The sequence below is a fragment of the Kitasatospora sp. NPDC022856 genome, from assembly GCF_055561235.1.
The window spans coordinates 264,407-286,066 of record NZ_JBVHHE010000006.1 but is presented as its reverse complement, the minus strand read 5'-3'; the positions used below and the strand labels follow the sequence as shown (position 1 = coordinate 286,066).

The window sequence follows — 21,660 nt, the reverse complement described above, 5'->3', positions numbered from 1 at the left end:
GCCAGTCGCCAGACCCTTGGGGGAACAGCACCATGCGCAGAGGCGCCAAGATCGGCATCATCACCGGCGTTTCCGTCGCCGTGCTCGCGGGCGGCGGGTACGGGGCCTACAGCCTCGTCGGGTCGGGCGGCTCCGACACCGCCGAGGCCAAGAAGGCCCGCACGGTGGTCGCCGAGCCTCCCAGCGCCGAGCAGGCCGCGGCCGGGGCCAAGGACTTCCTGGAGGCCTGGGCCGCCGGTGACATCGCCAAGGCGGCCGGGCTGACCGACGACCCGGCGGCCGCGACCGCCGCGCTGACCGCGTTCAAGGACCAGGTCAAGCCCAGCGCGCTGACCCTCGCGCCGTCCGGCCCGGCCACCCCGGCCGCCTTCGCCTCCGCGACCGGCACGCCCTCGCCGGGCGCCAAGCCCGCGGCCGCCACCGGCTCCGCGGCGCCGACCGCGGCGGGCACCGAGTCGCCGTCGGCCTCCGCCTCCGCCGCCCCCTCCGGGGTGCTGATGGGCTTCAAGGCCCGCGCCGAGTTCGAGGGCACCAACCGGGTCTGGGACTACAACGGCTTCCTGGGCGTCGTGAAGATGAGCGACAACACCCCGGCCGTGCACTGGGCCCCGTCGGTGATCCACCCGCACCTGACCGCGGGCGAGGTGATCGCCACCCAGCCGGTCTTCGCCCCCGCGGGCAACGTGGTCGACCGCAACGGCAAGGCGCTGCAGGGCGCCTCGATCACCCCGGCGCTGATCTCGACCCTCCAGGACAACGCCCGCAAGCTCCTCCAGGCCGACCCGACCAAGGACCAGAGCGACGCCGGAAGCGGCGTGGTGATCACCGACGCGGCCGGCAAGGGCGTCACCGACAAGCTGTTCACCATCGTCGAGCCGAAGCCGGCCAAGCCGTTCAAGGTCACCATCGACAACGCCGTGCAGGCCGCCGCCGAGAAGGCGATGGCGGACCTCGGCGGCAAGCAGGGCTCGATCGTGGCCATCGAGCCGAGCACCGGCCAGGTGCTGGCCTTCGCGAACGCGCCGGCCACCGGCCAGAACCGGGCCTTCGTCGGCCTGCTGGCCCCGGGCTCGACGATGAAGATCGTCACCTCGGCGGCCCTGCTGGAGGCCGGCGTCAACCCGGACACCCCGGTCGCCTGTCCGGTGAAGAGCAGCAACCCGAAGGCGATCCCGAACTCGTTCCCGGACGCCTACCCGAACAACACGCTCCAGCAGGACTTCATGATCTCCTGCAACACCGCCTTCATCGACCAGGGCCTGGCCAGCCTCAAGCCGGCCACCCTCGGTGCCACCGCGAAGGACGTCTTCGGCATCGGCCTGGAGTGGAAGACCGGCCTGCCCAATGTCGACGGCCGGGTGCCGGACCCGGGCGCCAACAAGGACGAGCAGGCCATGCAGTCGATCGGCCAGGGCAAGGTCCAGATGAACCCGCTGGCCATCGCCTCGATCACCGCCACGGTGCAGAGCGGTGAGTTCAAGCAGCCGATCCTGGTCGCCGACCTGCCGCAGCAGAAGGCCGCCCGCAACCTCTCCGCGGACGCCGACGCCAAGCTGAAGGCGATGATGGCCGCCACCGCCAAGGACGGCACGGCCAAGGCCGCGATGGCCGGCATCTCGGACAACGCCGGTGCCAAGACCGGCTCGGCCGAGGTCGCCGGGATGGACACCACCAACAGCTGGTTCACCGCCTACCGGGGCAACATCGCCGTCGCCGCCGAGGTCCAGGCCGGTGGCCACGGCGCCGACGCGGCCGGCCCGGCCGTCGCCGCCGTCATCAAGGCGGCCGGCAACCGCTGACGCCCGGCCGGCGCCGCCCCGCGGTCAGCCCCGGGGCAGCGCCGGCTCCGGCCGGGTCAGCAGGCAGCCGGTCGGCACCGGCGGGCTCCCGCTCCACCGCCGGGCGGCCAGCCGGGGCCAGATCACCAGGACGGCCGGCAGCGCCAGGTAGCCGAAGCGCCCGGCCGGCGCCAGCATGAACGCGATCGCCAGCCCCGCCGCCAGCAGGTCGGCGGCGGCGATCGCGGAGACCGGCGGCCGGGCCAGCAGCCAGATCGCCACCCCCAGCCCGCCCACCGTCATCAGCGCCAGCGACACGGTGTGCCCGGTCGGGCCGAACCCGGCCAGCACCTTGCCGGGCAGCGGGCTGCCGGCCGGCGTCTGGATCGCGGTCAGCCCCAGGGGGAACCGCACCACCTGTTCGCGCAGCTCGTCGGCCCGGACCAGCACCGAGGGCAGGATCACCAGCAGGCCGGTGCCGAGCGCGGTCAGTCCGGCCCGGGCCGCCGGGCGCCGCCCGTAGAGCCGCCACAGCAGCAGGACGGCCACCGGCAGCGCCGGCCAGGCCGTCCACTTCAGGGTGCAGGCCAGCGCGAGGACCAGCCCGGCGCCGATGGTGCGGTCCCGTTCGGCGAGGGCCATGGCCAGGCAGCAGACCCCGATCAGCGGCAGGTCCACCCCGCCGACCGCCAGGGCCAGCGCGATCAGCGGCGAGGCGGTGAGCACCGCGAGCGGCAGCAGCGGGGCCCGGTCCCGGGACGGCCGCAGCAGCCGCCAGCTGGCCAGCAGGCAGGCCAGGAAGGTCAGCGCGAACCAGATCCGGGCGTCCCCCACCACCTGCGCCACCGGATTGCCGCTGCCCACCAGGGCACGCGGCATCCCGAACAGCGTCATCGCCGGCAGGTAGGGGTTGTAGTCGGTGACCACCACCGGGTGCGGCAGGTACGGGCTGCCGGTGGTGAGCAGCAGGTGCGCCGAGCGCTCGACCACCATCACCTCGGACTGGTGGCGCCCCTGCAGCGCCAGCAGCGCCAGCGGCACCAGGACGGCGCCCAGGAGGGCGACCCCGGCGGCCGCACGGGCCGCCCACCGGCGCGGCAGGACCAGGCAGAACAGCCCGGCGAGGGCGTACGCGGGGGCCGCGACGGTCCCCCAGAGCCGCTGGTTGGGCAGGTCCGACACGAGCGGGAAGGCCGCCGCCCAGCCGGCCGCCACCAGGCAGCCGAACAGCTGGACGCGCCGCAGCGCGGCGAGCCGGGTCGGGTTCAGCCGATCGGGCGGGGTGCCGGTGGACCGGTCACCACGCTGACGGGGGAACGGCCGGGGCGCCGCCGTACCGCGCGGACGGTCTCGTCGGGTCGGCGGCCCGGCCTCTGCGGGCGGGGCCGGCGCGGCCCCACGGCCGGTGAAGCGGCCGCGCGGGCGGGAGTAGCCGGGCGTGCGGGTGCTCACCATGGTGGAAGGTTATGGGCGGGGGCCACGCCGTGTCGCCATCTCCGGGCCGGGAGTCTGCGGTGGCACGGACGGGGCCGTCGAGTGGCATTCGCCCTTCGACGGCCCCGTCCGCGGGTGCTCGGTACGCGAATCTCAGCCGGCCGGGTTGTCGGCCGTGGCGTCGGTCGGCCGCGCCGCCTTCTCCAGCTTGGAGTGCTTCATGCTGTAGCCGAAGTAGACGACCACGGCGAGCGTCAGGGCGATCGCTCCGGCCCGGAACGTGTCGGCGTGCAGGCCGGTGATCAGGTAGATGCAGAAGCCGACGCTGACCAGCGGGACGACCGGGTAGCCGGGCACCTTGAAGCCGCGCGGCAGGTCGGGCTGGGTGCGGCGCAGGATGATCACGCCGACCGAGACCACCGAGAAGGCGATCAGGGTGCCCAGGCTGGTGATGTCGGCCAGGACGTTCAGCGGGATGAAGGCGGCCAGCCCGCCGACGCCGAGGCCCACCACGATGGTGTTCCAGACCGGGGTGCCGGTGCGCGGCGAGAGCTCGGCGAAGCGCTTGGGCAGCATGCCGTCGCGGCCCATCGAGTACAGGATGCGGGTCTGGCCGTAGATCACCACGAGGGTGATGCTGAAGATCGAGATGATCGCGCCGATCGCGAAGACGATGGCGGGCCAGCTCTGGCCGGTGATGTCCTGGAGGATCTGGGCGAGGCCCGCCTCCTGGCCGTCGAACTTCTCCCAGGGCTGCGCGCCGATGCCGGCCAGCGCCACCAGGATGTACAGCAGGGTGACCACGACCAGCGAGATGATGATCGCCATCGGCAGGGTGCGGCGCGGGTTCTTGACCTCCTCACCGGCGGTGGACACGGCGTCCAGGCCGATGAACGAGAAGAAGATGCTGGAGGCCGCCACCTGGACGCCGCCGATGCCCAGCGGCATGAACGGGGTCAGGTTGCCGGAGTGGAAGCCGGTCAGGCCGACGCCGATGAAGAGCAGCAGGATGAGGATCTTGATGCCCACCATGGCCGCGTTGACCTTCACCGACTCGCTGACGCCTCGGATCAGCAGGATGCAGACCATCGCGACCAGCAGCAGGGCCGGCAGGTTGAACCAGTGGGTGCTGTCGGGCGCCCCGGAGATCGCCTCGGGGATCTTGAACCCGAAGGCCAGGTCGAAGAACTTGTTGAGGTACTCGGCCCAGCTCACCGCGATCGCGGAGGCCGAGACGCCGTACTCCATCAGCAGGCAGATGCCGACAGCGAACGCGACGCCCTCGCCGAGGGTGGCGTAGGCGTACGAGTACGAGGAGCCCGAGACCGGGATCGCGGAGGCCATCTCGGCGTAGCAGAGCGCGGTGAGGCCGGCGGTGACCGCGGCGATCACGAAGGAGAGGATCACGGCCGGACCGGCCGACGGCACGGCGGTGCTGAGCACGAAGAAGATGCCGGTGCCGATGGTGGCGCCGATGCCGATCGAGGACAGCTGCCAGAGGCCGATCGTGCGGCGCAGGTGGATACCGGAGCGTCCGCCCTCCTCGGGCGCACCGGCGGGAAGGCCGTCGCGGCCCTCGCTCTCGGCGATCAGGGTCGAGACGGGCTTGCGCCGCAACAGGCGCGCGCCGAGGGCGTTGCTGGCCAAAACGAGGATCCTTGCTGGGCGAGGGAGGGTGTCCTAGCGGCCGGTCACTCGACGCGCCGTGGGGTGCCATCGGGGACCAACCGAACAAAGATGGGACAGTACCCCGCGAATGCACCAGTGTCGCAAACGAACAGTCGCGCGGTGCGCATTGTACGAATCGTCGCACTGGCATGCACAAACCGGACACTTCGCAAACGGCGGATCTTGGATCGAGCCGCTAAGCCGCAGGTCAGCGACGTGCTCCCGGCGCACGGGCCGTTCCACCCCTCACCGCCCGAGAACGGCCTGCATCACCGACCGGGCGATCGGTGCCGCCAGCGCGCCGCCGGTGACATCGGTCGCGTCGCTGTCCGCGATCACGACCGCGACCGCCACCGGCGCCACCGCGCCGGAGCCGGCCGGCTTGGCCCAGGCGATGAACCAGGCGTAGGGCGTCCCGGAGTTGTCCACCCCGTGCTGGGCGGTGCCGGTCTTCCCCCCGACCACCGCCCCGCCGATCCGCGCGTTGCGCCCGGTGCCGTTCTCCACCACGTCGGTCATCAGTCGCTGCACCTGCCCGGCCACCGCCGGGCTCATCGCCTGCCGGTACGCGGCCGGGCGCATCAGCTGCACGGTGGTGCCGTCCTGCTTGGTCAGCTTGTCCACAAGCTGTGGACGCATCACGGCGCCGTTGTTGGCGACCCCGGCCGCGACCATCGCCATCACCAGCGGGGTGGCCGCGGTGTCGAACTGGCCGATCGAGGAGAGCGCCAGCTGGGACTCGTTCATCCGGGTGTCGAAGTTGGAGCGGGCCGGCCGGACCGGGACGTCCAGCCTCGGGTCGTTGAAGCCGAAGTCCGCGGCCGTCTCCACCATCCGCTCCAGCCCGACCTGCACCCCGAGGTAGCCCAGCACGCTGTTGCAGCTGTGGACCATCGCGGTGTCCAGCGACTGCCCCGGCTCGTCGCACGCCGGGGTGTCGTTGACCAGCGGCGTGGTGGTCCCCGGCAGGACGTACGGGTAGGGCGCGCCGGTCGGCGCGTCCGGGTCCGTGACGACGCCGTGCTGCAGCGTGGCCGCCGCGGTGACCACCTTGAAGGTCGAGCCGGGCGGGTAGGTCTGGCGCAGCGCCCGGTTGAGCATCGGCTGGTCGGCGTCGGCCTGCAGCCGGTTCCAGGCCTCCTGGTCGGCCGCGGAGGAGCCCGCGAAGCTGCCCGGGTCGTACGAGGGGGTGCTGGCCAGCGCCAGGATCCGGCCGGTGGCGGGCTCGATCGCGGCGACCGCGCCCTGCTGCCCGCCGAGTCCGCGCATCGCGGCCTGCTGGGCGGCCCGGTCGATGGTCGTGTAGACGTCCCCGCCGGGGTTCTGCTTGCGGGCGACGGCGTCCCAGACCGCCCAGCTCGCCAGCCGGCTGTCCGTCCCGGAGAGCAGGTCGTCCTCCGTCCCCTCCAGCTGGGTGTTCCCGTAGGCCTGCGAGGAGTACCCGGTGACGGCGGCGTACAGCGGGCCGTCGGTGTAGGTGCGCTTGTAGTCGTACCGGCCGCCGGTGGGTTCGGAGCCGGTGACGCTGTCGGCGCCGACCAGCAGGTTGCCGCGCGGCTGGGAGTACCGCTCGATGGTGAGCCGCTGGTTGGCCGGGTTGTGGTCCAGCTCGTCGGCCCGGAACACCTGGACCCGGGTGGCCTGGACGCACAGCGCCACGGTCAGCAGCAGGCAGAAGGTGCCCGCGCGGCGGCCGGTGACGGAGATCCCCGGCCGGCCCTGCGGCCCGCCGCCCCGGGAGCGGCCGAGCGCCATCAGACCTCCCCGGCGGACGGGCGGCGGGCGATGTCGCTCATCCGCACCAGCAGCGCGACGATGATCCAGTTGGTGACCACCGAGGAGCCTCCCTGGGCGACGAACGGGAGCGTCATCCCGGTCAGCGGGATGAGGTCGAGCACCCCGCCGGCCACCACGAACACCTGGAGGCCGACGATCGACGCCAGCCCGATCGCGAGCAGCCGGCCGAACGGGTCCCGCAGCGCGATGCCGGTGCGAAAGCCCCGGGCGACCAGCAGCGCGTACAGCAGTAACAGTGCGATCAGCCCGGTCAGCCCCAGCTCCTCGCCGATGGTCGCGAGGATGAAGTCGGACTTGGCCGCGAACCCGATCAGCACGGAGTGCCCGTTGCCGAGGCCGCTGCCCAGCTCCCCGCCCCAGGCGAAGGCGAACAGCGACTGGGCGATCTGGTTGGCGCCCCGCCCCTCGGCGATCGAGCCGAGCGGGTCCAGCCAGTCGTTGACCCGGCTGTGCACGTGCGGCGAGAGCCAGCCGACCCCGACCGCGGCCACCGCGGCCAGGAACAGCCCGATGGCGATCCACCCGCTGCGCGCGGTCGCCACGTAGAGCATGACCACGAAGAGGCCGAAGAAGAGCAGCGAGGTGCCGAGGTCGGTCTCCAGGACGAGGACGCCCACGAAGGCCGCCCAGATCAGCAGGACCGGCCCGAGCACCCGCCCGCGCGGCAGCTGGAACCCGAGCACCCGGCGGCCGGTCAGCGCCAGCGCGTCCCGGTGGACCGCCAGGTAGGCGGCGAAGAAGACCGCCAGCAGGATCTTGGCGAACTCGCCCGGCTGGAACGAGAGCGGTCCGAGGGTGATCCAGATCCGCGAGCCGTACACCGGCGGGAAGAAGATCGGCAGCACCAGCAGCACCAGCGCCACCAGGGCGCCGATGTACGCGTAGCGCCGCAGCCGCTTGTGGTCGCGCAGCAGCACCACCACCGCGATGAACAGCGCCACCCCGAGCGTGGACCAGAGCAGCTGGGCGGGGGCCGCGCCGCCGCCGGGAGTGGCCCGGTCCAGCCGGTAGATGACGACCAGTCCGATCCCGTTGAGCAGCACGCCGATCGGCAGCGGCAGCGGATCGGCGTACCGCGCCCGCCAGCGCACCACGGCGTGCGCCAGCAGCGCGAGCACGCCGAGCGCGGCGCCGTACTCGGCCGCGTCGGCGGGGACCGTGCCGTCGATGTTGACCCCGACCTCGGCGTAGCCGAGTACGGCGATCAGCACGGCGGCCAGGACCAGCGCGAGCTCGGTGTTGCGCCGGGTCCGCACCGTCCGGCGGGGCCGGCCGGCGGTTCTCGTCACGGCGGAGGGTGTCGCCACGGACCGTCCTGGGTGTCCTGCTGCGTGGGTGTGCTGCTGACGGAACGACGGCCGGGGCGGCCGGCCCGGCGGGTGCGGCTCAGGCGGAGGCCGGGGCGGAGGCCGGGGCGGGCTGCACCCGGGACGCCTCGACGGTGGCCCTGAGTTCGGCCTCGGCCCCGGCGGAGAGCGAGGTCTGGATGATCCGGCCGCCGTAGCGGGCCAGCGCCGGCACGACCTTGTCGGCCGTGGCCCGGCGGACCAGCAGGAACACCGCGGCGGTGCCCGGCTGGAGGTGCTCGGCGACCTCGCGCATGAAGTCGTCGTCCACCCCGATGTCGGTGGAGGCGCCGACCGCCGCGCCGGCGGCGCCGCCCACCGCCGCGCCGAGCAGCGGCATGAAGAACAGCAGACCGATGACGCCGCCCCAGAGCGCTCCCGAGGCGGCGCCCGCACCCGTGGTGCTGACCTGCTGGTGCAGCTTGATCCTGCCGTCCTCGCGGCGTTCCACGACGACCGCGTCCTCCAGGTCGATCAGCTTCTGGGTCTGCAGTCCGACCGCCTCGTTGCGCACCGCCTGGGCGGTGGCCAGATCCGGGTAGGCGATCGCGAAGAGATTGCTCATGCGCTGGTCCTTCCAATCCGTCGGACGTACCGGCCGGGCGCGGGCGCCGGTGCCCCGGTTCGTCACCCTAACGAGCGCTATCCGCAGATATGGGCTCTTGCGGCCGGTGTGTCCCGCCCCGTCGAACCGGCCCGCCGTCACCCGCACCGCCGCCCGGCCCCGCCACCGCACCCGCCGCCGGCCGTCCGACCGGCGCCCGCCCCGACCCGGGCGGCGCACGCCTCGGCAACCGGCGGCCGATGTCCCACCGGCGCCCGGGAGTTCGCGCCGGAGTCCGGCGGACCGTGCACCGGACCGCGTTGGCCATGGCGAACTGATGATCCCTAGGATCGGGCGGGTGACTACCGGACGACGCCCGAAGGCCAGGCTCGGCAGCCTGCTGGCCGCCCTGGCGATAACAGGCGGCGCGCTGCTCAGCGGCCTGCCCGCCCATGCCGACGAACCATCAGCCGGCAACGCCGGCAAGGAAGCCCCCCGGGTCGACCTCGTCCTGGACGTCAGCGGCTCGATGCGAGCCACCGACATCCAGGGCAAGAGCCGCATCGCGGTGGCCCAGCAATCCCTGAACGAGGTGATCGACGCCCTGCCCCCGGAGACCGACTTCGGCATCCGCACGCTGGGCGCCAACGTCCCCGGCGAGGCCGACAAGGCCCAGGGCTGCCTGGACACCAAGCAGCTCTTCCCGGTCGGCAAGACCAACAAGGTCGAGGCCAAGACCGCGGTCGCCACCCTGCGCCCGACCGGCTGGACCCCGATCGGCCTGGCCCTGCGCGGTGCCGCGCAGGACCTCGGCAAGGGCGAGACCACCCGCCGGGTGGTGCTGATCACCGACGGCGAGGACTCCTGCGCCCCGCCGGACCCGTGCGACGTGGCCCGTGAACTCGCCGCCCAGGGCATCCACCTGGTGATCGACACCCTCGGCCTGGCGCACGACGACAAGACCCGCCAGCAGTTGCTCTGCATCGCCAACGCGACCGGCGGCACCTACACCGACGTCCGCACCCAGGAGCAGCTCACCGACAAGGTGAAGCAGCTGGTGGACCGCTCCAACGACACCTACACGGTGGCGCCGGTCAAGACGGCGGGCACCGACAAGTGCGAGAGCGCGCCCGTCCTCACCCCCGGTGTCTACAGCGACCGGGAGAAGTTCTCCGAGCACCGGGTCTACCGCGTCCCGGTCAAGGCCGGGCAGGAGCTGCGCGCCTCGGTCAGCGTCGCCCTGGACCGCGGTGTCGCCCGTGACTACGGCGTCCTGCTCCAGGCCACCAGCGCCACCGGCCAGGAACTGGTCCGCGGCACCGACGCCGGCAGCGGCCGGACCGACGTGATCTCCACCGGTCTGCGCTGGTCCACCGACGACTCCAAGGGCTACGCCTCCGCGACGCCGTCCGCCTCGCCGAGCGGCAAGCCGGAGACCACCGTCTGCCTGGTCGTCAGCAACTCGCTGGCCGCCCTGCCCGGCGTCCAGGCCGACCCCGGCCTGCCGCTGGAGCTGACGGTCGACCTGTCCGCCGCCTCGCCCGCCCCGGACGGCCCGGCGATGGGTCTCGGCCGCGGCTGGATCCTGCTGCTGGTGCTCACCCTGGCCGGCCTGCTGACCGGCCTGCTGTTCGGCTGGATCGCACGCTGGCGGATCGCTGTCTGGCGGGAGAACTGACCATGCGTACCTCGACGACCCGCGCCGCGCTCGCCGCGCTCGCCCTGCTCCCCGCCCTGGTGCTGGCGGCCCCCGCGGCCTCCGCCGCCTCACCGTCCCCCTCCGCCAGCGCGAGCGGGACGCCCGCCCCGGCCACCAAGGCCGGAACGTCCTTCCTGACCGCCATCAACCTGGCCCCCGGCCAGGACGCCAACGTCGCCGCCTCCACCGGCGACTACCTGTACTGGGCGTTCGGCGCCTCCGAGGGCCAGACCGCGACGGTCGGCCTGACCGTCGGCCTGGCCCCCTCCGCCGACCGGCACGGCCCGCAGACCTGGAGCGTCGAGGTGTTCGACGGGCTGCGCCGCCGCCAGTCCTGCACCGCCGGCACCCAGAACGCCACCGCCGACCCGGCCGCCGCCTCGCTCGCGCTCAGCTGCACGCTGCGCGAGGTCCGCTCCTGGGCCGAGCCCTGGTCCGGGGACCCGCTGCCCGGCACCTACTACGTACGGCTCTCGCTCGCCGACGCCCCGCAGCCGGACCTCGGCCTCGCCGCCTCCGTCCAGCTGCACGTCAGCGCCAAGGGCGACGCCGACAACGCCCAGCCGGAGGGCGGGGAGCTGAAGGCCCCGCTGGTCCCGCCGGTCGGCGGCGGCGCCGCGACCGCCAAGGCTGCCGCCCCCGAGGAGGCCGAGGAGCACTGGTACACCGGCTGGTTCTCCGGCTGGAACAGCCGGTGGTTCTGGACCCTGGCCGGCGGCGTGCTGGCGGCCCTCGCCGGGGTCGCCGGCTACACCCTCACCCGCCACCCGCACGGCCGCCGGCCGGCCCGCTACGGCTCCGTGCCGCCGCAGGCCGGTGCCCCGCAGCCGGGCCCGTACGCGGGCTCGGGCCAGCCCTGACGGCGCCCGACACCCTCCCGAGGGCCGGCCGGAGTCTCTCCGGCCGGCCCTCGGCCGTCTCGCCGGTCCGGCGGCACCGCTCTACGCTCGAAAGATGACCCGGCAGCCGGACGGCAGGATCGTGGTCGGTGTGGACGGCTCCCCGCTCTCCCTCGCCGCCGTCCGCTGGGCCGCCCGGCTCGCCGCCGTCACCGGCGGCCCGCTGGAGGCGGTGACCGTCTGGGAGTTCCCCTGCCTGCTGGGCGAGCACGGCCTCGTCCCGCCCGCCCTGGACGGCTTCGGCCCCGAGCGGCATGCCGCGCGGATCCTCGACGAGACCCTGGCCGCCGCGCTGTCCTCCGCCGGACCCGCGGCCGGGCCCTCCGCCGTCCGGCGCCACCTCAAGGCCGGCGCGCCCGGTCCGGCACTGACCGGCGCCGCCGAGGGCGCCGCCGTGCTCGTCCTCGGCAGCCGTGGCCGCGCCGCGCCGCCCGGCGCCGCCCTCGGCACCGTCACCCAGTACTGCGTGCACCACGCCCCGTGCACCGTGGTGGTGGTCAGGTGATCATCGTCACAGGCTCAACTCCCGGCCCGTGACGACCCGCTGACCGCCCGTCCGCCGCGCCTTCCGGCACAACGCAGAAGTCCCGCCCGATCTCTCGATCGGGCGGGACTTCCTGTTGGGTGGAGCTGAGGGGATTCGAACCCCTGACCCCCTCGATGCGAACGAGGTGCGCTACCGGACTGCGCCACAGCCCCAACGAGAAGAAACTCTAGCACCTTTCGGAGGGGGCTCGTGACCACCCCCGGAGGAGCGGACGACCGGGGGTGCCGGAGCACCCCCGGGCGGTCACTCGTTGGCGGCGCGCCGGCGGGGTTCGGTGGCGGCGGGCTCGGCGTACTGGTCGAAGAGCGGGGTGTTGCGCGCCTCGGTCGCCCGGACCTCCCCGGTACGGACCTCTCCGGTCCGGGCCTCGGCCGGCCGGCCGGCCGTCCAGGTACCGGGGGCCGACAGGTCGAGGCCCCGGCTGACCCGGGGCGCCACCGGAGCCGTGACGTAGGTCGGCAGCGGGACGGGCACGGGCTCCCAGGAGTCCGGACCGGCCGCGCCGCGCTCGCGCATGCCGTCGACCCACTCCTCGTGCTCGGTCGCCTCCGCCAGTGCCGAGGCGGACGCCGGACCCGCCGACTCCGGGGCCCGGTCGCGGTCGGTGGCGAGCCGCAGGTGCGAGCGGCCGCGCCCGGCCGGCTCCGCGGCCTCGGGGGCCCGCTCCGGCGCCTCCTCGGCCGGGCCGGCCTCGGCACGCTGCTGTTCGCGCTTGCGCAGCCGCTCGGCGGCCTGGGCGGCCCGGACCCGGTCGATCTTCACCTCGTACCGCAGCCGCTCCAGCTTGCGCAGGTGGCCGATGTAGAGGGTCAGCAGGGTCGCCGGCACGGCCGGGACCCAGAGGAAGGCGAGGCCGGACACCGCCGCGACGACCGCGCCGAGGGCGAAGGCCAGGAAGAGGACGGTGACCATCCGGCGGCGCCGGGCCAGCAGCCGAGCCCGGGGCTCGATCCCGCCGCGCGCACCGGTTGGGCGCTCGGGGGCGCGGAGCACGGGCCGCTCCGGCTCCGCCTCCGGCAGCCGCTCCGGCTCCGGCGCGGTCCCGCCGTCGCGGTCGGCACCCGGACCGCCCGCGCGGTCGGCACCGGGATCGCCGTCGGGACCGGCGCCGGGGTCGCCCGGGGCGGCCTCGTCCCGTACGGGAGGGCCGTCGTCGCTCTGCTCGTCGTCACGCGGTTCGTCGCCCAGGGCCCGGGCCGCCCGCCGCTCCAGCGCCGAACGCCCGGCCAGCAGGCGGATGGCGGTGCTGAAGCGTTCCGTCGGGCGCGCCTCGTTGAGCTCGTCCTGCCTGCGGAGCCACATCGGCACCAGATAGGCGGCCCAGGCCCCTACGATGACGGCGTAGATAAGGCCGCTACTGCTCACGTTTCACACCGTACGGGCGCCGGGGAAGGCACGGCAGCAATTTGGCACGGCGTGTCGTGTGATCAAGCTGATTCTCCGACTATTTTGCCGGTATTTGTGCCCGTCCGTCGCCACGCCGATGCCATATCGATATTTGGTTCGAACATATATTCAATTACGCGGGCGCCGCGCCGAACTGAGCGTCCGCCAGCGTTCCAGCATCCCCTCGGGAACCTCCTCGGCGGTCAGCGCGTACACCAGGTGGTCGCGCCAGTCGCCGTCGATGTGCAGATAGCGCGGCCGCATTCCCTCCGAGCGGAACCCGAGCTTTTCCACCACCCGGCGGCTCGGTCCGTTCTCCGGCCGGATGCAGACCTCGATCCGGTGCAGGCCCAGGGTGGTGAAACAGTGGTCCACCGAAAGCGCCACGGCCGCCGGCATGATGCCCCGGCCGGCCACCGCCTCGTCGATCCAGTAGCCGACGTTGGCCGAGCACATCGAACCCCAGGTGATCCCGCCGACGGTCAGCTGGCCGACCAGCCGGCCCTGGTGGAGCACCACGAAGGGCAGCATCCGCCCGGCCGAGGCCTCACCGCGCAGGAACCGGACCATCTGCCGGTAGGTCGGGCGCGGGCCGGTGCCCCGGCCGGCCGGGCCGGGCGGCACGGTGGCCTCCCAGCGCCGCAGCCAGTCCCGGTTGCGGCGGCTGACCTCCTGCCACTCCCGCTGGTCCCGGCCCCGGATCGGGCGCAGCGCGACGTCCCCCTCGTGGAGTTCTACCGGCCAGCCGGCGTTCAGTGCGCTCTCCCGGAAGCAGGTGCGTCGGGCCGGGGGTGGTCCCCGCCGCCGAGCTGGTCGACGGCGTGCGCGAGCAGCGGCTCCAGGACGGCCAGGCCGTCCCTGACGCCACCGGTCGAGCCCGGCAGGTTGACGATCAGGGTACGGCCGGCGAGGCCCGCGAGCCCGCGGGAGAGCGCGGAGGTCGGGACCTTCTCACGGCCGTACGCCCTGATGGCCTCGGGGATGCCGGGGATCTGCCGGTCGATCACCCGCGCGGTCATCTCGGGGGTGAGGTCCATCGGGGAGATGCCGGTGCCCCCGGTGGTGAGCACCACGTCGTACCCGGCCGCGACGGCCTCCCGCAGGGCCGCCTCGACCGGCTCGCCGTCCGGCACCACCCGGGGGCCGTCGGCGGTGAAGCCCATCGCGGCCAGGCCGGCCACCAGCAGCGGGCCGCCGCGGTCCGCGTAGACGCCGGCCGAGGCGCGGTTGGAGACGGTGACGGCCAGCGCCCTCATCGCCGGCGCCCCCGTGACCGGCGCCCCCGCGTCCGGCGCGGTCATTCCGGGCTCCCCGCGGCGAACCAGTCGCCGCTCTTGCCGCCGGTCTTGCTGAGCACCCGGACGGACTCGATGGCGGCGCCCTTGTCGACGGCCTTGACCATGTCGATCACGGTGAGCCCGGCCACCGCGACGGCGGTGAGCGCCTCCATCTCGACGCCGGTCCGGTCGGCGGTCTTCACGGTGGCCGTGATCTCGACCGCGTCGTCGGTGACGGAGAGCTCGACCTTCACCCCGGAGACCGCGATCGGGTGGCAGAGCGGGATCAGCTCCGGTGTCTTCTTGGCGCCCATGATCCCGGCGATCCGGGCGACCGCGAGGGCGTCGCCCTTGGGCACGCCCTCGCCGCGCAGCAGCTCGACCACGCGGGGGGCGACCCTGACCCGGCCGGCCGCGACCGCGGTGCGCGCGGTGGTGGCCTTCTCGGAGACGTCGACCATCCGGGCCGCGCCCTGGTCGTCGACATGGGTGAGGCGGTCGCCGGGGGGTGAGGCGGTCACGGGTGGCTCCAGGGGGCGCGCAGATCGAATACCGCGCTACCGTACTCCTCGCTCCGGCCGGGGCGTGGGACGGGCCGTGTCGGCGGACGGGACGGCCCGGTCGCCGGGACCGCTCAGCCGCCGAGCAGGACGACGTCCACCTCGCTGCCGGCGGCGAGCTCGGTGACCTCCTCGGGCACCGTGATCAGGCAGTCCGCCCTGGCCAGCGCGCCGACCAGGTGCGAGCCCGCGCCGCCGACCGGCTCCACCACGCCGTCGGCCGCCGCGTACCGGCCGCGCAGGAACTGCCGCCGCCCGGCGGGCGAGCGCAGCGCGACCGGGCAGACCGCCCGGGCCACCGGGCGGTGGACGTCGGCGGCGCCGAGCATGGTGCGGATCACCGGGCGGACGAAGAGCTCGAAGGAGATGTAGGCGCTGACCGGGTTGCCGGGCAGGGCCAGCAGCGGGACGCCGGCACCGTCGCCGATCCGGCCGAAGCCCTGCGGCTTGCCGGGCTGCATCCGCAGCCGGCGGAAGTCGACCCCGCCGTAGGACTCGAAGACCTCCTTGACCACGTCGTACGCGCCGACGCTGACGCCGCCGCTGGTGACGATCAGGTCGGCCCGGCCGAGCTGGTCCTCCAGGACGGCGCGCAGCCGGTCCGCGTCGTCCGGCACCCCGCCGACGCGGTAGGCGATGGCGCCGGCGTCCAGGGCGGCGGCGGTGAGGGTGAAGCTGTTGGAGTCGGCGATCTGCCCGGGGCCGACCGGCTCGCCGGGCTGGACCAGCTCGCTGCCGGTGGAGAGCACCACCACGCGCGGGCGGGGGCGGACCCGGACGGTGCCCCGGCCGATCGCGGCGAGCAGGCCGATCTGGGTGGGGCCGAGCCGGGTACCGGCTTCCAGGACCCGGTCGCCGGCGGTGACGTCGCTGCCGCGGCGGCGGACGTGGGCGCCCTCGGAGACCGGGCGCAGCACCCGGACCTCCTCGTCCTCGACCGGGGCGCCCATCGCGTCGGCGGCCCGGCCGGTGCCGCTGCCGCCGTCGGTCCACTCGACCGGGGCGACCGCCTGGGCACCGGGCGGGACGGGGGCGCCGGTCATGATCCGGGCGGCCTGGCCGGGGCCGACCCTGGGCAGTTCGGCGGCGCCGGCGGCGATGTCGCCGACCACCGAGAGCACCGAGGGGTACTCGGCGGTGGCTCCGGCGGTGTCGGCGGTGCGCAGGGCGTAGCCGTCCATCGAGCTGTTGTCGAAGGGCGGCAGGTCACCGCCGGCGAGCACGTCCTCGTCGAGCCGGCAGCCCTGGGCGTCGAGCAGCTGGAGCTCGATCGCGGGCAGCGGGCCGACCGCGGCCAGCACGTCGGCGAGGTGCTCGTCGACGGTCCAGAGCCGGGCCGGCCGGGCGGCCGGTGCCGGGTCCGCGGATCCGTCGCAGCAGGCTGCGGCGGGGGTGGGACGGTTCTCCGTGGACCCGGTCATCGGCGCTCTCGCTCTCTGTCGGCGTGTCAGTCCTGCAGCTCGGAGGCGACGAACTCACGGAGCCAGGAGCGGAACTCCGGGCCCAGGTCCTCGCGCTCGGAGGCCAGACGGACGATAGCGCGCAGGTAGTCCGCGCGGTCACCGGTGTCGTAGCGGCGGCCCTTGAAGAGGACGCCGTGCACCTGGCCGCCGCTCTCGGCGTCGCGGGTGGTCAGCTCGCGCAGGGCGTCGGTGAGCTGGATCTCGCCGCCGCGGCCGGGCGGGGTCTCGCGCAGCACGTCGAAGACCGAGGGGTCGAGCACGTAGCGGCCGATGACGGCGTAGTTCGACGGCGCGTCGGCGGTCTCGGGCTTCTCGACCAGGTCGGTCACCTGGAAGACGTCCTCGCCGAAGCCGTTGGCCTTGACGGCCGCGCAGCCGTACAGGTGGATCTGCGAGGGGTCGACCTCCATGAGGGCGACGACCGAGCCGCCGAGCTCCTGCTGGACCTCGATCATGCGGGCGAGCAGCGGGTCGCGCGGGTCGATCAGGTCGTCGCCGAGCAGAACGGCGAAGGGCTGGCCGGCTACGTGCTGCTCGGCGACCGAGACGGCGTGGCCGAGACCCTTCGGGTCGCCCTGGCGGACGTAGTGCATGTTGGCCAGGTCGACGGACTCGCGCACCCGGCGCAGCCGGTCCTGGTCGCCCTTGCGGGCGAGCAGCTCCTCCAGCTCGTAGGCGCGGTCGAAGTGGTCCTCCAGCGCCCGCTTGTTACGGCCGGTGACCATCAGTATGTCGGACAGCCCGGCGGAGGCCGCCTCCTCGACGACGTACTGGATCGCCGGCTTGTCGACGACAGGCAGCATCTCCTTCGGAGTGGCCTTGGTGGCCGGGAGGAAGCGCGTACCCAGTCCGGCCGCGGGGACCACGGCCTTGGTTACCGGAATTCGGGAGCTGATCGTCGTCATGCGTTTACCTTACTAAGGCATGTTTACGCCCGGCCGAGCGCGGTTGACCGGCTATGACAGCACGTCGCTGGGCCCGGCCAAGGTGGCAGGCAAAGGGGAAGCGCCGGGTGAGGTGAGGGGGTCCTCTCCGGCACAGGGCGACAGACTACCCGGGTTTTCCGAACGGTCACGCTCGGCAGCGGAGCCGCTGAGTGGCCGGGAGGAGGCGGCTTCGCGCCAGCAGTCCCCGCCGGCGTCGCGGGCCTCGGCCAGGGCCCGGTCGGCGGCCCGGAGCAGGACGGCGGCATGCGTACCGTCCTCGGGAAGCACGGCCACGCCGACCGCGGCGGTGAGCCCGTTGCCCTGTTGGCGGCGGCCCTCGCGCGGGCCGGAGGACCAGTCCAGCAGCAGGTGGCGGCGGACCGACCAGACCAGCCGTTCGGCGACGTGTGCCGCGCCCGCGGCGCCGGTGTCCGGCAGCACGATCAGGAAGACCTCGCCGCTGTACCGGCCGAGGGTGTCGGAGCGGCGGATCTCCATGCCGAGCCGCTGGGCGAGGTCGCGCAGTATCGCGTCGGCCCGGGCCCGGCCGTGTTCGGCGATCACCCGGTCGAAGCCCGCGATGTCCAGCAGCAGGACCGCCAGCGGGTGCGGGCCGTCCTGCTGGTCGGCCTGCTCGGCCCGGCGGGCGCGCTCGATCTCCCGGTCCAGGGTGAGCTGCAGGTGGCGGTAGTTCCAGACCCCGGTGAGCGGGTCGCAGGAGGCGGTGCGCTCCAGCTCGGCGCAGCGGGCCTCCAGCTCGGCGACCCGCTCGCGCAGCCGGGCCTCGCGGTCGGCGGCGGCGCCGTCGGCCCGGCGCAGCCGCAGGCCGAACACGGCGGCGCCGGCCAGCGCCGGGGCGCTCAGCGCGGCCAGGGCCTGGAGCAGCAGCGGGGTCGACATCGGGGCGCCTTCCGCGTGTCAGGCTCTGGACGTCACGGGCACAGAGCTGTGGAGGATCCCATGCACAACGAGAAGAGCGCGCTGAGGACACGGCTGCTGGCCGAACGGCGGGCGCTGGTGGCGGTGGAGCGGGAGCGGGCGGCGCTCGCCCTGGCCGGGCACGCCGGCGCGCTGGCCGAGCCTGGCGCCACCGTGGCCGCGTACGTGTCGGTCGGCAGCGAGCCGGGCACCCGGCCGCTGCTGGACGCGCTGCTGGCGCGCGGGGTCCGGGTGCTGCTGCCGGTGCTGCTGGCCGACAACGACCTGGACTGGGCCGAGTACGAGGGGCCGCAGGCGCTGGCGCCGGCCGGGCGCGGGCTGCTGGAGCCGGTCGGCGGCCGGCTCGGGCCGGAGGCCGTGACCACGGCGTCGCTGGTGCTGCTGCCCGGCCTGGCGGTGGACCGGCGGGGGCTGCGGCTGGGCCGCGGCGGCGGCTCGTACGACCGGGTGCTGGCCCGGCTCGGGCGGGCCGGGGCGCGACCGCTGCTGGCGGTGCTGCTCTACGAGCACGAGCTGCTGGCGAGCGTGCCGGCCGAGCCGCACGACCTGCCGGTGGACCTCGCCCTCACCCCGTCCGGGCCGCACCGGCTGGGGTGACGCCCTCGGTGACGACGGCGGCCCCGCGCCTCGGGGTCCGAGGGGCGGGGCCGCCGTGCCGTGCGGGCCGGACGTGCTCAGCCGGTGGTCAGCACCAGCTTGTGCTTGGCCGACTTCTCGACCGCGTCGGGTGAATAGGCCCAGGTCAGCAGCTTGCCCTTGAGCCAGAGGTCGGTCTGGTCGTTGTAGTTGTCGTGGAAGGCGTGCCCGGAGGCGCCGCCCACGTTCACCCAGCGCGAGGCGTCGAAGTCGCTCAGGTCGACGACCATCCGCATCGACGGGATCCAGTCCACCTGGTAGCCCGCCGCCGCGTTCCAGCCCGCCGCGTCGACCGCGCCGGAGCCGCCGGAGAGGCGGTACGGGCCGCGGTTGAGCAGTCGCCGGACGAAGCCGGAGGCGATCGAGGAGTCGTCGCTGCCCAGGGTCTGTTCGCGCAGCGTCAGGGTGTGCAGACGGCCCCAGCTCCAGGTGGAGACGTCCTTGCTGAGCAGCGCCGTGAGGTCCTGACGGGCATTCTTCATCGCCTCGGCGAGCAGGTTGTCGAGGCCCTTCTGCTCGTGGTGGTCCGAGTCGATGTACGTCCACCAGCTGCTGTCGGGCTTCGCCAGCTGCTGGCGCACCACCTCGGTCCAGCGGTCGCCGCCGTCCGGCTGGGCCTTGCCCGGGTCACGGGTGCCGCACTCGGTGACGATCTGGGTGCGGCTGTCGGGCTTGGTCGGGTCGGTCTGCCGGCGGACCAGCAGGCAGTTGTCCTCGGCGCGCAGGTCGGCCGGGAACTTCTGGCCGAAGGAGAGGCTGAGCAGCTGGCGCCAGACGCCGTTGTAGTAGGCGGCGGCGGCCGAGTCGGCGTCCTGGTGGAAATTCCAGTCCTTCAGCAGGTCCTGCGCCTCGCGCACGTACGGGTCGTCGATCTGCACCTTCAGCAGCATCGGGACCAGCGTCTTGGCCAGGATGCTGGTGTTGTCGAGCTGCATCTCCTGCATGTCGTCCGGCGAGATCTTGCCGTTGTTCCTGAGCTTGGCCTCGATCTGGTCGGTGATCTCCTTGGCCCGGGTGCCGTACTCCCAGTCCTTGGTCAGCAGGTACTTGTACGAGGGGTCGACCACGGCCTGGTTGGCGGTGACGATGTAGCCGGCGGCCGGGTTGCGGCTGTAGGGCAGGGCGGTGAAGGGGACGGCGCCCTTCCACTGGTACGAAGAGTCCCAGCCCGGCGCCGGGTAGCCGCCGTCGCCCTTGCCGCGGACCGGGATGTTGCCCGGGGCCTGGTAGCCGATGTTCTCGGCGTCGGCGTAGATCAGGTTCTGCGCGGGGACGGCGAAGTCCTTCGCGGCGGCCCGGAAGTCGTCCCAGCCCTTGGCGCGGTCCAGCGCGAAGACGGCGTCCATGGTCTTGCCCGGCTCCAGCGCCGTCCACTGCAGGGCCACGCCGTAGCCGCTGGTCGAGCGGTCCGGGGCGGAGGCGCCGTTCGGCGCGTACTTGCCGACGTTCTGCTGCTCGGTGCTCTGGTCGGAGATCAGCGGGGCGCCGGTCTGGGTGGTGCGGACGGTGATGGTGCGGTCCTCGCCGCCGGCCACCTTGATGGTCTCCTTGCGCAACGTGAACTTCACCTCCTTGCCGTCCACCAGGTAGGTCTCCGGGCCGGTGACCTTCTCCAGGAAGAGGTCGGTGACGTCGGCGCCGAGGTTGGTGAAGCCCCAGGCGATGTCCTTGTTGTGGCCGATCACCACGCCCGGCATACCGGCGAAGGTGAAGCCGGAGACGTCGTACTGGCAGGCGGGCGAGGCGGTGCGGCAGTGCAGGCCCATCTGGTACCAGACCGACGGCAGGCCGGGGCCGAGGTGCGGGTCGTTGGCCAGCAGCGGCTTGCCGGTGGTGGTGTGCGAGCCGGCGACCACCCAGGAGTTGGACCCGATGCCCTGGCCCTGCCGGCCGAGCAGCTGCGGCATCGCGTCGATCCGGTCGGTGACGTCCTTGAACATCGCCTTGGTCGCGGCCGCGCCCTGCGCGGTGCCCGTGGTGGGGCCGGACTGGGCGGCCCCGTCCGCCGGGCGGTACGCGTCGCCCGAGACGGTGCCGGTCTTCACGATGGTGCCGTTGCGCGCGTACGGGTACTCCGGGTACAGCTCGGCGATCTTCTCCGGGCTGAAGTCCTGGGCGAGCAGCGAGCGGTCGATCTCCTCCTGGAGGTTCCCCGAGAGGTTCCAGGCCATCGCCTTCAGCCAGGCCACCGAGTCGACCGGGGCCCACTGCTCCGGCTTGTAGTCGCCGTTCACCACCCCGAGCAGGCTGTACTCCAGCGAGGCGCTCGCGCCGCCGGGGTGCTCGCCGAGCCAGGCGTTGACGCCGTCCGCGTACGCCTGGAGGTACTTCCTGGTCTCGGGCGACAGCTGGGAGTCGAACTCCTTCTGCGCCACGTCGCGCCAGCCCATGGTGCGGATGAAGGAGTCGGTCTCGACCTGGCTGTCGCCGAACATCTCGGAGAGCCGGCCCGCGGTGATGTGCCGTCGGACGTCCATCTCCCAGAACCGGTCCTGCGCCTGCACGTAGCCCTGGGCGCGGAAGATGTCCTCCGGGGTGTCGGCGTAGAGCTGGGGGATGCCGTTGGCATCCCGCTTCACGTCGACCGGCGCGCTCAGGCCCGCCACCTTGACGCTGCCGTCGACCTCCGGGAAGGACGCGCGTACCGCGGCCACCCCCCGGTAGCCGCCGTAGCCGGCGCCGGCCACCAGCAGCACGACCAGCACGATCACGATCAGACGGGCGCGCCGGAACTTCTTCGAGCGGGGCATCTGGGTCCTTG

Annotated in this window: 18 protein-coding genes and 1 tRNA gene; 5 read left to right on the top strand and 14 right to left on the bottom strand. The window is 73.7% G+C overall.

What is annotated here, in order from left to right; genetic code table 11:
- The first annotated feature begins 32 nt into the window (after positions 1 to 32).
- Positions 33 to 1,799, top strand: a complete 1,767-nt coding sequence (locus tag ACZ34W_RS10235) for a penicillin-binding transpeptidase domain-containing protein (RefSeq protein ID WP_329489292.1) — start codon at positions 33 to 35, stop codon at positions 1,797 to 1,799.
- 24 nt (positions 1,800 to 1,823) lie between these two features.
- On the opposite strand, the gene ACZ34W_RS10230 is transcribed toward ACZ34W_RS10235, so the two are convergent.
- The 5 genes from ACZ34W_RS10230 to ACZ34W_RS10210 form a co-directional block, all read right to left on the bottom strand.
- Entirely contained in the window at positions 1,824 to 3,233 is a 1,410-nt protein-coding gene (locus ACZ34W_RS10230) for a glycosyltransferase 87 family protein (RefSeq protein ID WP_329489291.1), read from the bottom strand.
- A gap of 132 nt (positions 3,234 to 3,365) precedes the next feature.
- A complete protein-coding gene (locus ACZ34W_RS10225) occupies positions 3,366 to 4,859 on the bottom strand; it encodes an amino acid permease (protein ID WP_465603055.1) in 1,494 nt (497 codons plus the stop codon).
- A 267-nt stretch (positions 4,860 to 5,126) separates the two neighbouring features.
- A complete protein-coding gene (locus ACZ34W_RS10220) occupies positions 5,127 to 6,635 on the bottom strand; it encodes a penicillin-binding transpeptidase domain-containing protein (protein ID WP_465603053.1) in 1,509 nt (502 codons plus the stop codon).
- On the bottom strand, positions 6,635 to 7,966 hold the full coding sequence (locus tag ACZ34W_RS10215) for an FtsW/RodA/SpoVE family cell cycle protein (RefSeq protein WP_465603051.1): 1,332 nt from the start codon (positions 7,964 to 7,966) through the stop codon (positions 6,635 to 6,637). Before ACZ34W_RS10215 ends, ACZ34W_RS10220 begins: the two co-directional genes overlap by 1 nt.
- A gap of 97 nt (positions 7,967 to 8,063) precedes the next feature.
- Positions 8,064 to 8,588 carry a DUF1269 domain-containing protein gene (locus ACZ34W_RS10210; protein WP_329489287.1) on the bottom strand — a complete coding sequence of 175 codons (525 nt, stop codon included), beginning with the start codon at positions 8,586 to 8,588 and terminating at the stop codon, positions 8,064 to 8,066.
- Positions 8,589 to 8,925: 337 nt separating this feature from the next.
- Between ACZ34W_RS10210 and ACZ34W_RS10205 the strand changes: the two genes are divergently transcribed.
- The 3 genes from ACZ34W_RS10205 (at position 8,926) to ACZ34W_RS10195 (ending at position 11,670) form a co-directional block, all read left to right on the top strand.
- On the top strand, positions 8,926 to 10,245 hold the full coding sequence (locus tag ACZ34W_RS10205; RefSeq protein ID WP_329489286.1) for a VWA domain-containing protein: 1,320 nt from the start codon (positions 8,926 to 8,928) through the stop codon (positions 10,243 to 10,245).
- Positions 10,246 to 10,247: 2 nt separating this feature from the next.
- Positions 10,248 to 11,126, top strand: coding sequence for a peptidase (locus ACZ34W_RS10200; RefSeq protein WP_329489285.1), 879 nt, complete (start codon positions 10,248 to 10,250; stop codon positions 11,124 to 11,126).
- A gap of 94 nt (positions 11,127 to 11,220) precedes the next feature.
- Positions 11,221 to 11,670, top strand: coding sequence for a universal stress protein (locus ACZ34W_RS10195; protein ID WP_329489284.1), 450 nt, complete (start codon positions 11,221 to 11,223; stop codon positions 11,668 to 11,670).
- Positions 11,671 to 11,790: 120 nt separating this feature from the next.
- On the opposite strand, the gene ACZ34W_RS10190 is transcribed toward ACZ34W_RS10195, so the two are convergent.
- From ACZ34W_RS10190 to ACZ34W_RS10155, 8 genes are all read right to left on the bottom strand, one after another.
- A tRNA-Ala gene (locus ACZ34W_RS10190) sits at positions 11,791 to 11,864 on the bottom strand.
- 91 nt (positions 11,865 to 11,955) lie between these two features.
- Complete coding sequence (gene sepX / locus ACZ34W_RS10185) at positions 11,956 to 13,077, bottom strand: divisome protein SepX/GlpR (RefSeq protein ID WP_465603047.1); 1,122 nt, start codon at positions 13,075 to 13,077, stop codon at positions 11,956 to 11,958.
- Between the two features lie 150 nt (positions 13,078 to 13,227).
- On the bottom strand, positions 13,228 to 13,854 hold the full coding sequence (locus ACZ34W_RS10180; protein WP_329492222.1) for a GNAT family N-acetyltransferase: 627 nt from the start codon (positions 13,852 to 13,854) through the stop codon (positions 13,228 to 13,230).
- Positions 13,851 to 14,354, bottom strand: a complete 504-nt coding sequence (locus ACZ34W_RS10175; protein ID WP_329492221.1) for a MogA/MoaB family molybdenum cofactor biosynthesis protein — start codon at positions 14,352 to 14,354, stop codon at positions 13,851 to 13,853. Before ACZ34W_RS10175 ends, ACZ34W_RS10180 begins: the two co-directional genes overlap by 4 nt.
- 41 nt (positions 14,355 to 14,395) lie before the next feature.
- Positions 14,396 to 14,836, bottom strand: a complete 441-nt coding sequence (moaC, locus tag ACZ34W_RS10170) for a cyclic pyranopterin monophosphate synthase MoaC (RefSeq protein WP_380382281.1) — start codon at positions 14,834 to 14,836, stop codon at positions 14,396 to 14,398.
- Between the two features lie 173 nt (positions 14,837 to 15,009).
- On the bottom strand, positions 15,010 to 16,356 hold the full coding sequence (glp, locus tag ACZ34W_RS10165; protein ID WP_465603045.1) for a molybdotransferase-like divisome protein Glp: 1,347 nt from the start codon (positions 16,354 to 16,356) through the stop codon (positions 15,010 to 15,012).
- Positions 16,357 to 16,382: 26 nt separating this feature from the next.
- Positions 16,383 to 17,303: a UTP--glucose-1-phosphate uridylyltransferase GalU gene (gene galU / locus ACZ34W_RS10160; protein ID WP_329489280.1), complete on the bottom strand. Its 921-nt coding sequence runs from the start codon at positions 17,301 to 17,303 to the stop codon at positions 16,383 to 16,385.
- A 51-nt stretch (positions 17,304 to 17,354) separates the two neighbouring features.
- Positions 17,355 to 18,224, bottom strand: a complete 870-nt coding sequence (locus tag ACZ34W_RS10155; RefSeq protein ID WP_396488747.1) for a GGDEF domain-containing protein — start codon at positions 18,222 to 18,224, stop codon at positions 17,355 to 17,357.
- Between the two features lie 60 nt (positions 18,225 to 18,284).
- Here ACZ34W_RS10155 and ACZ34W_RS10150 point away from each other — a divergent pair, with 60 nt between their 5' ends.
- Entirely contained in the window at positions 18,285 to 18,860 is a 576-nt protein-coding gene (locus ACZ34W_RS10150) for a 5-formyltetrahydrofolate cyclo-ligase (RefSeq protein ID WP_329489278.1), read from the top strand.
- Between the two features lie 77 nt (positions 18,861 to 18,937).
- Here the strand turns inward: ACZ34W_RS10150 and ACZ34W_RS10145 are convergent, their stop codons facing one another.
- Positions 18,938 to 21,649, bottom strand: a complete 2,712-nt coding sequence (locus ACZ34W_RS10145; RefSeq protein ID WP_465603042.1) for a penicillin acylase family protein — start codon at positions 21,647 to 21,649, stop codon at positions 18,938 to 18,940.
- Positions 21,650 to 21,660 lie beyond the last annotated feature (11 nt).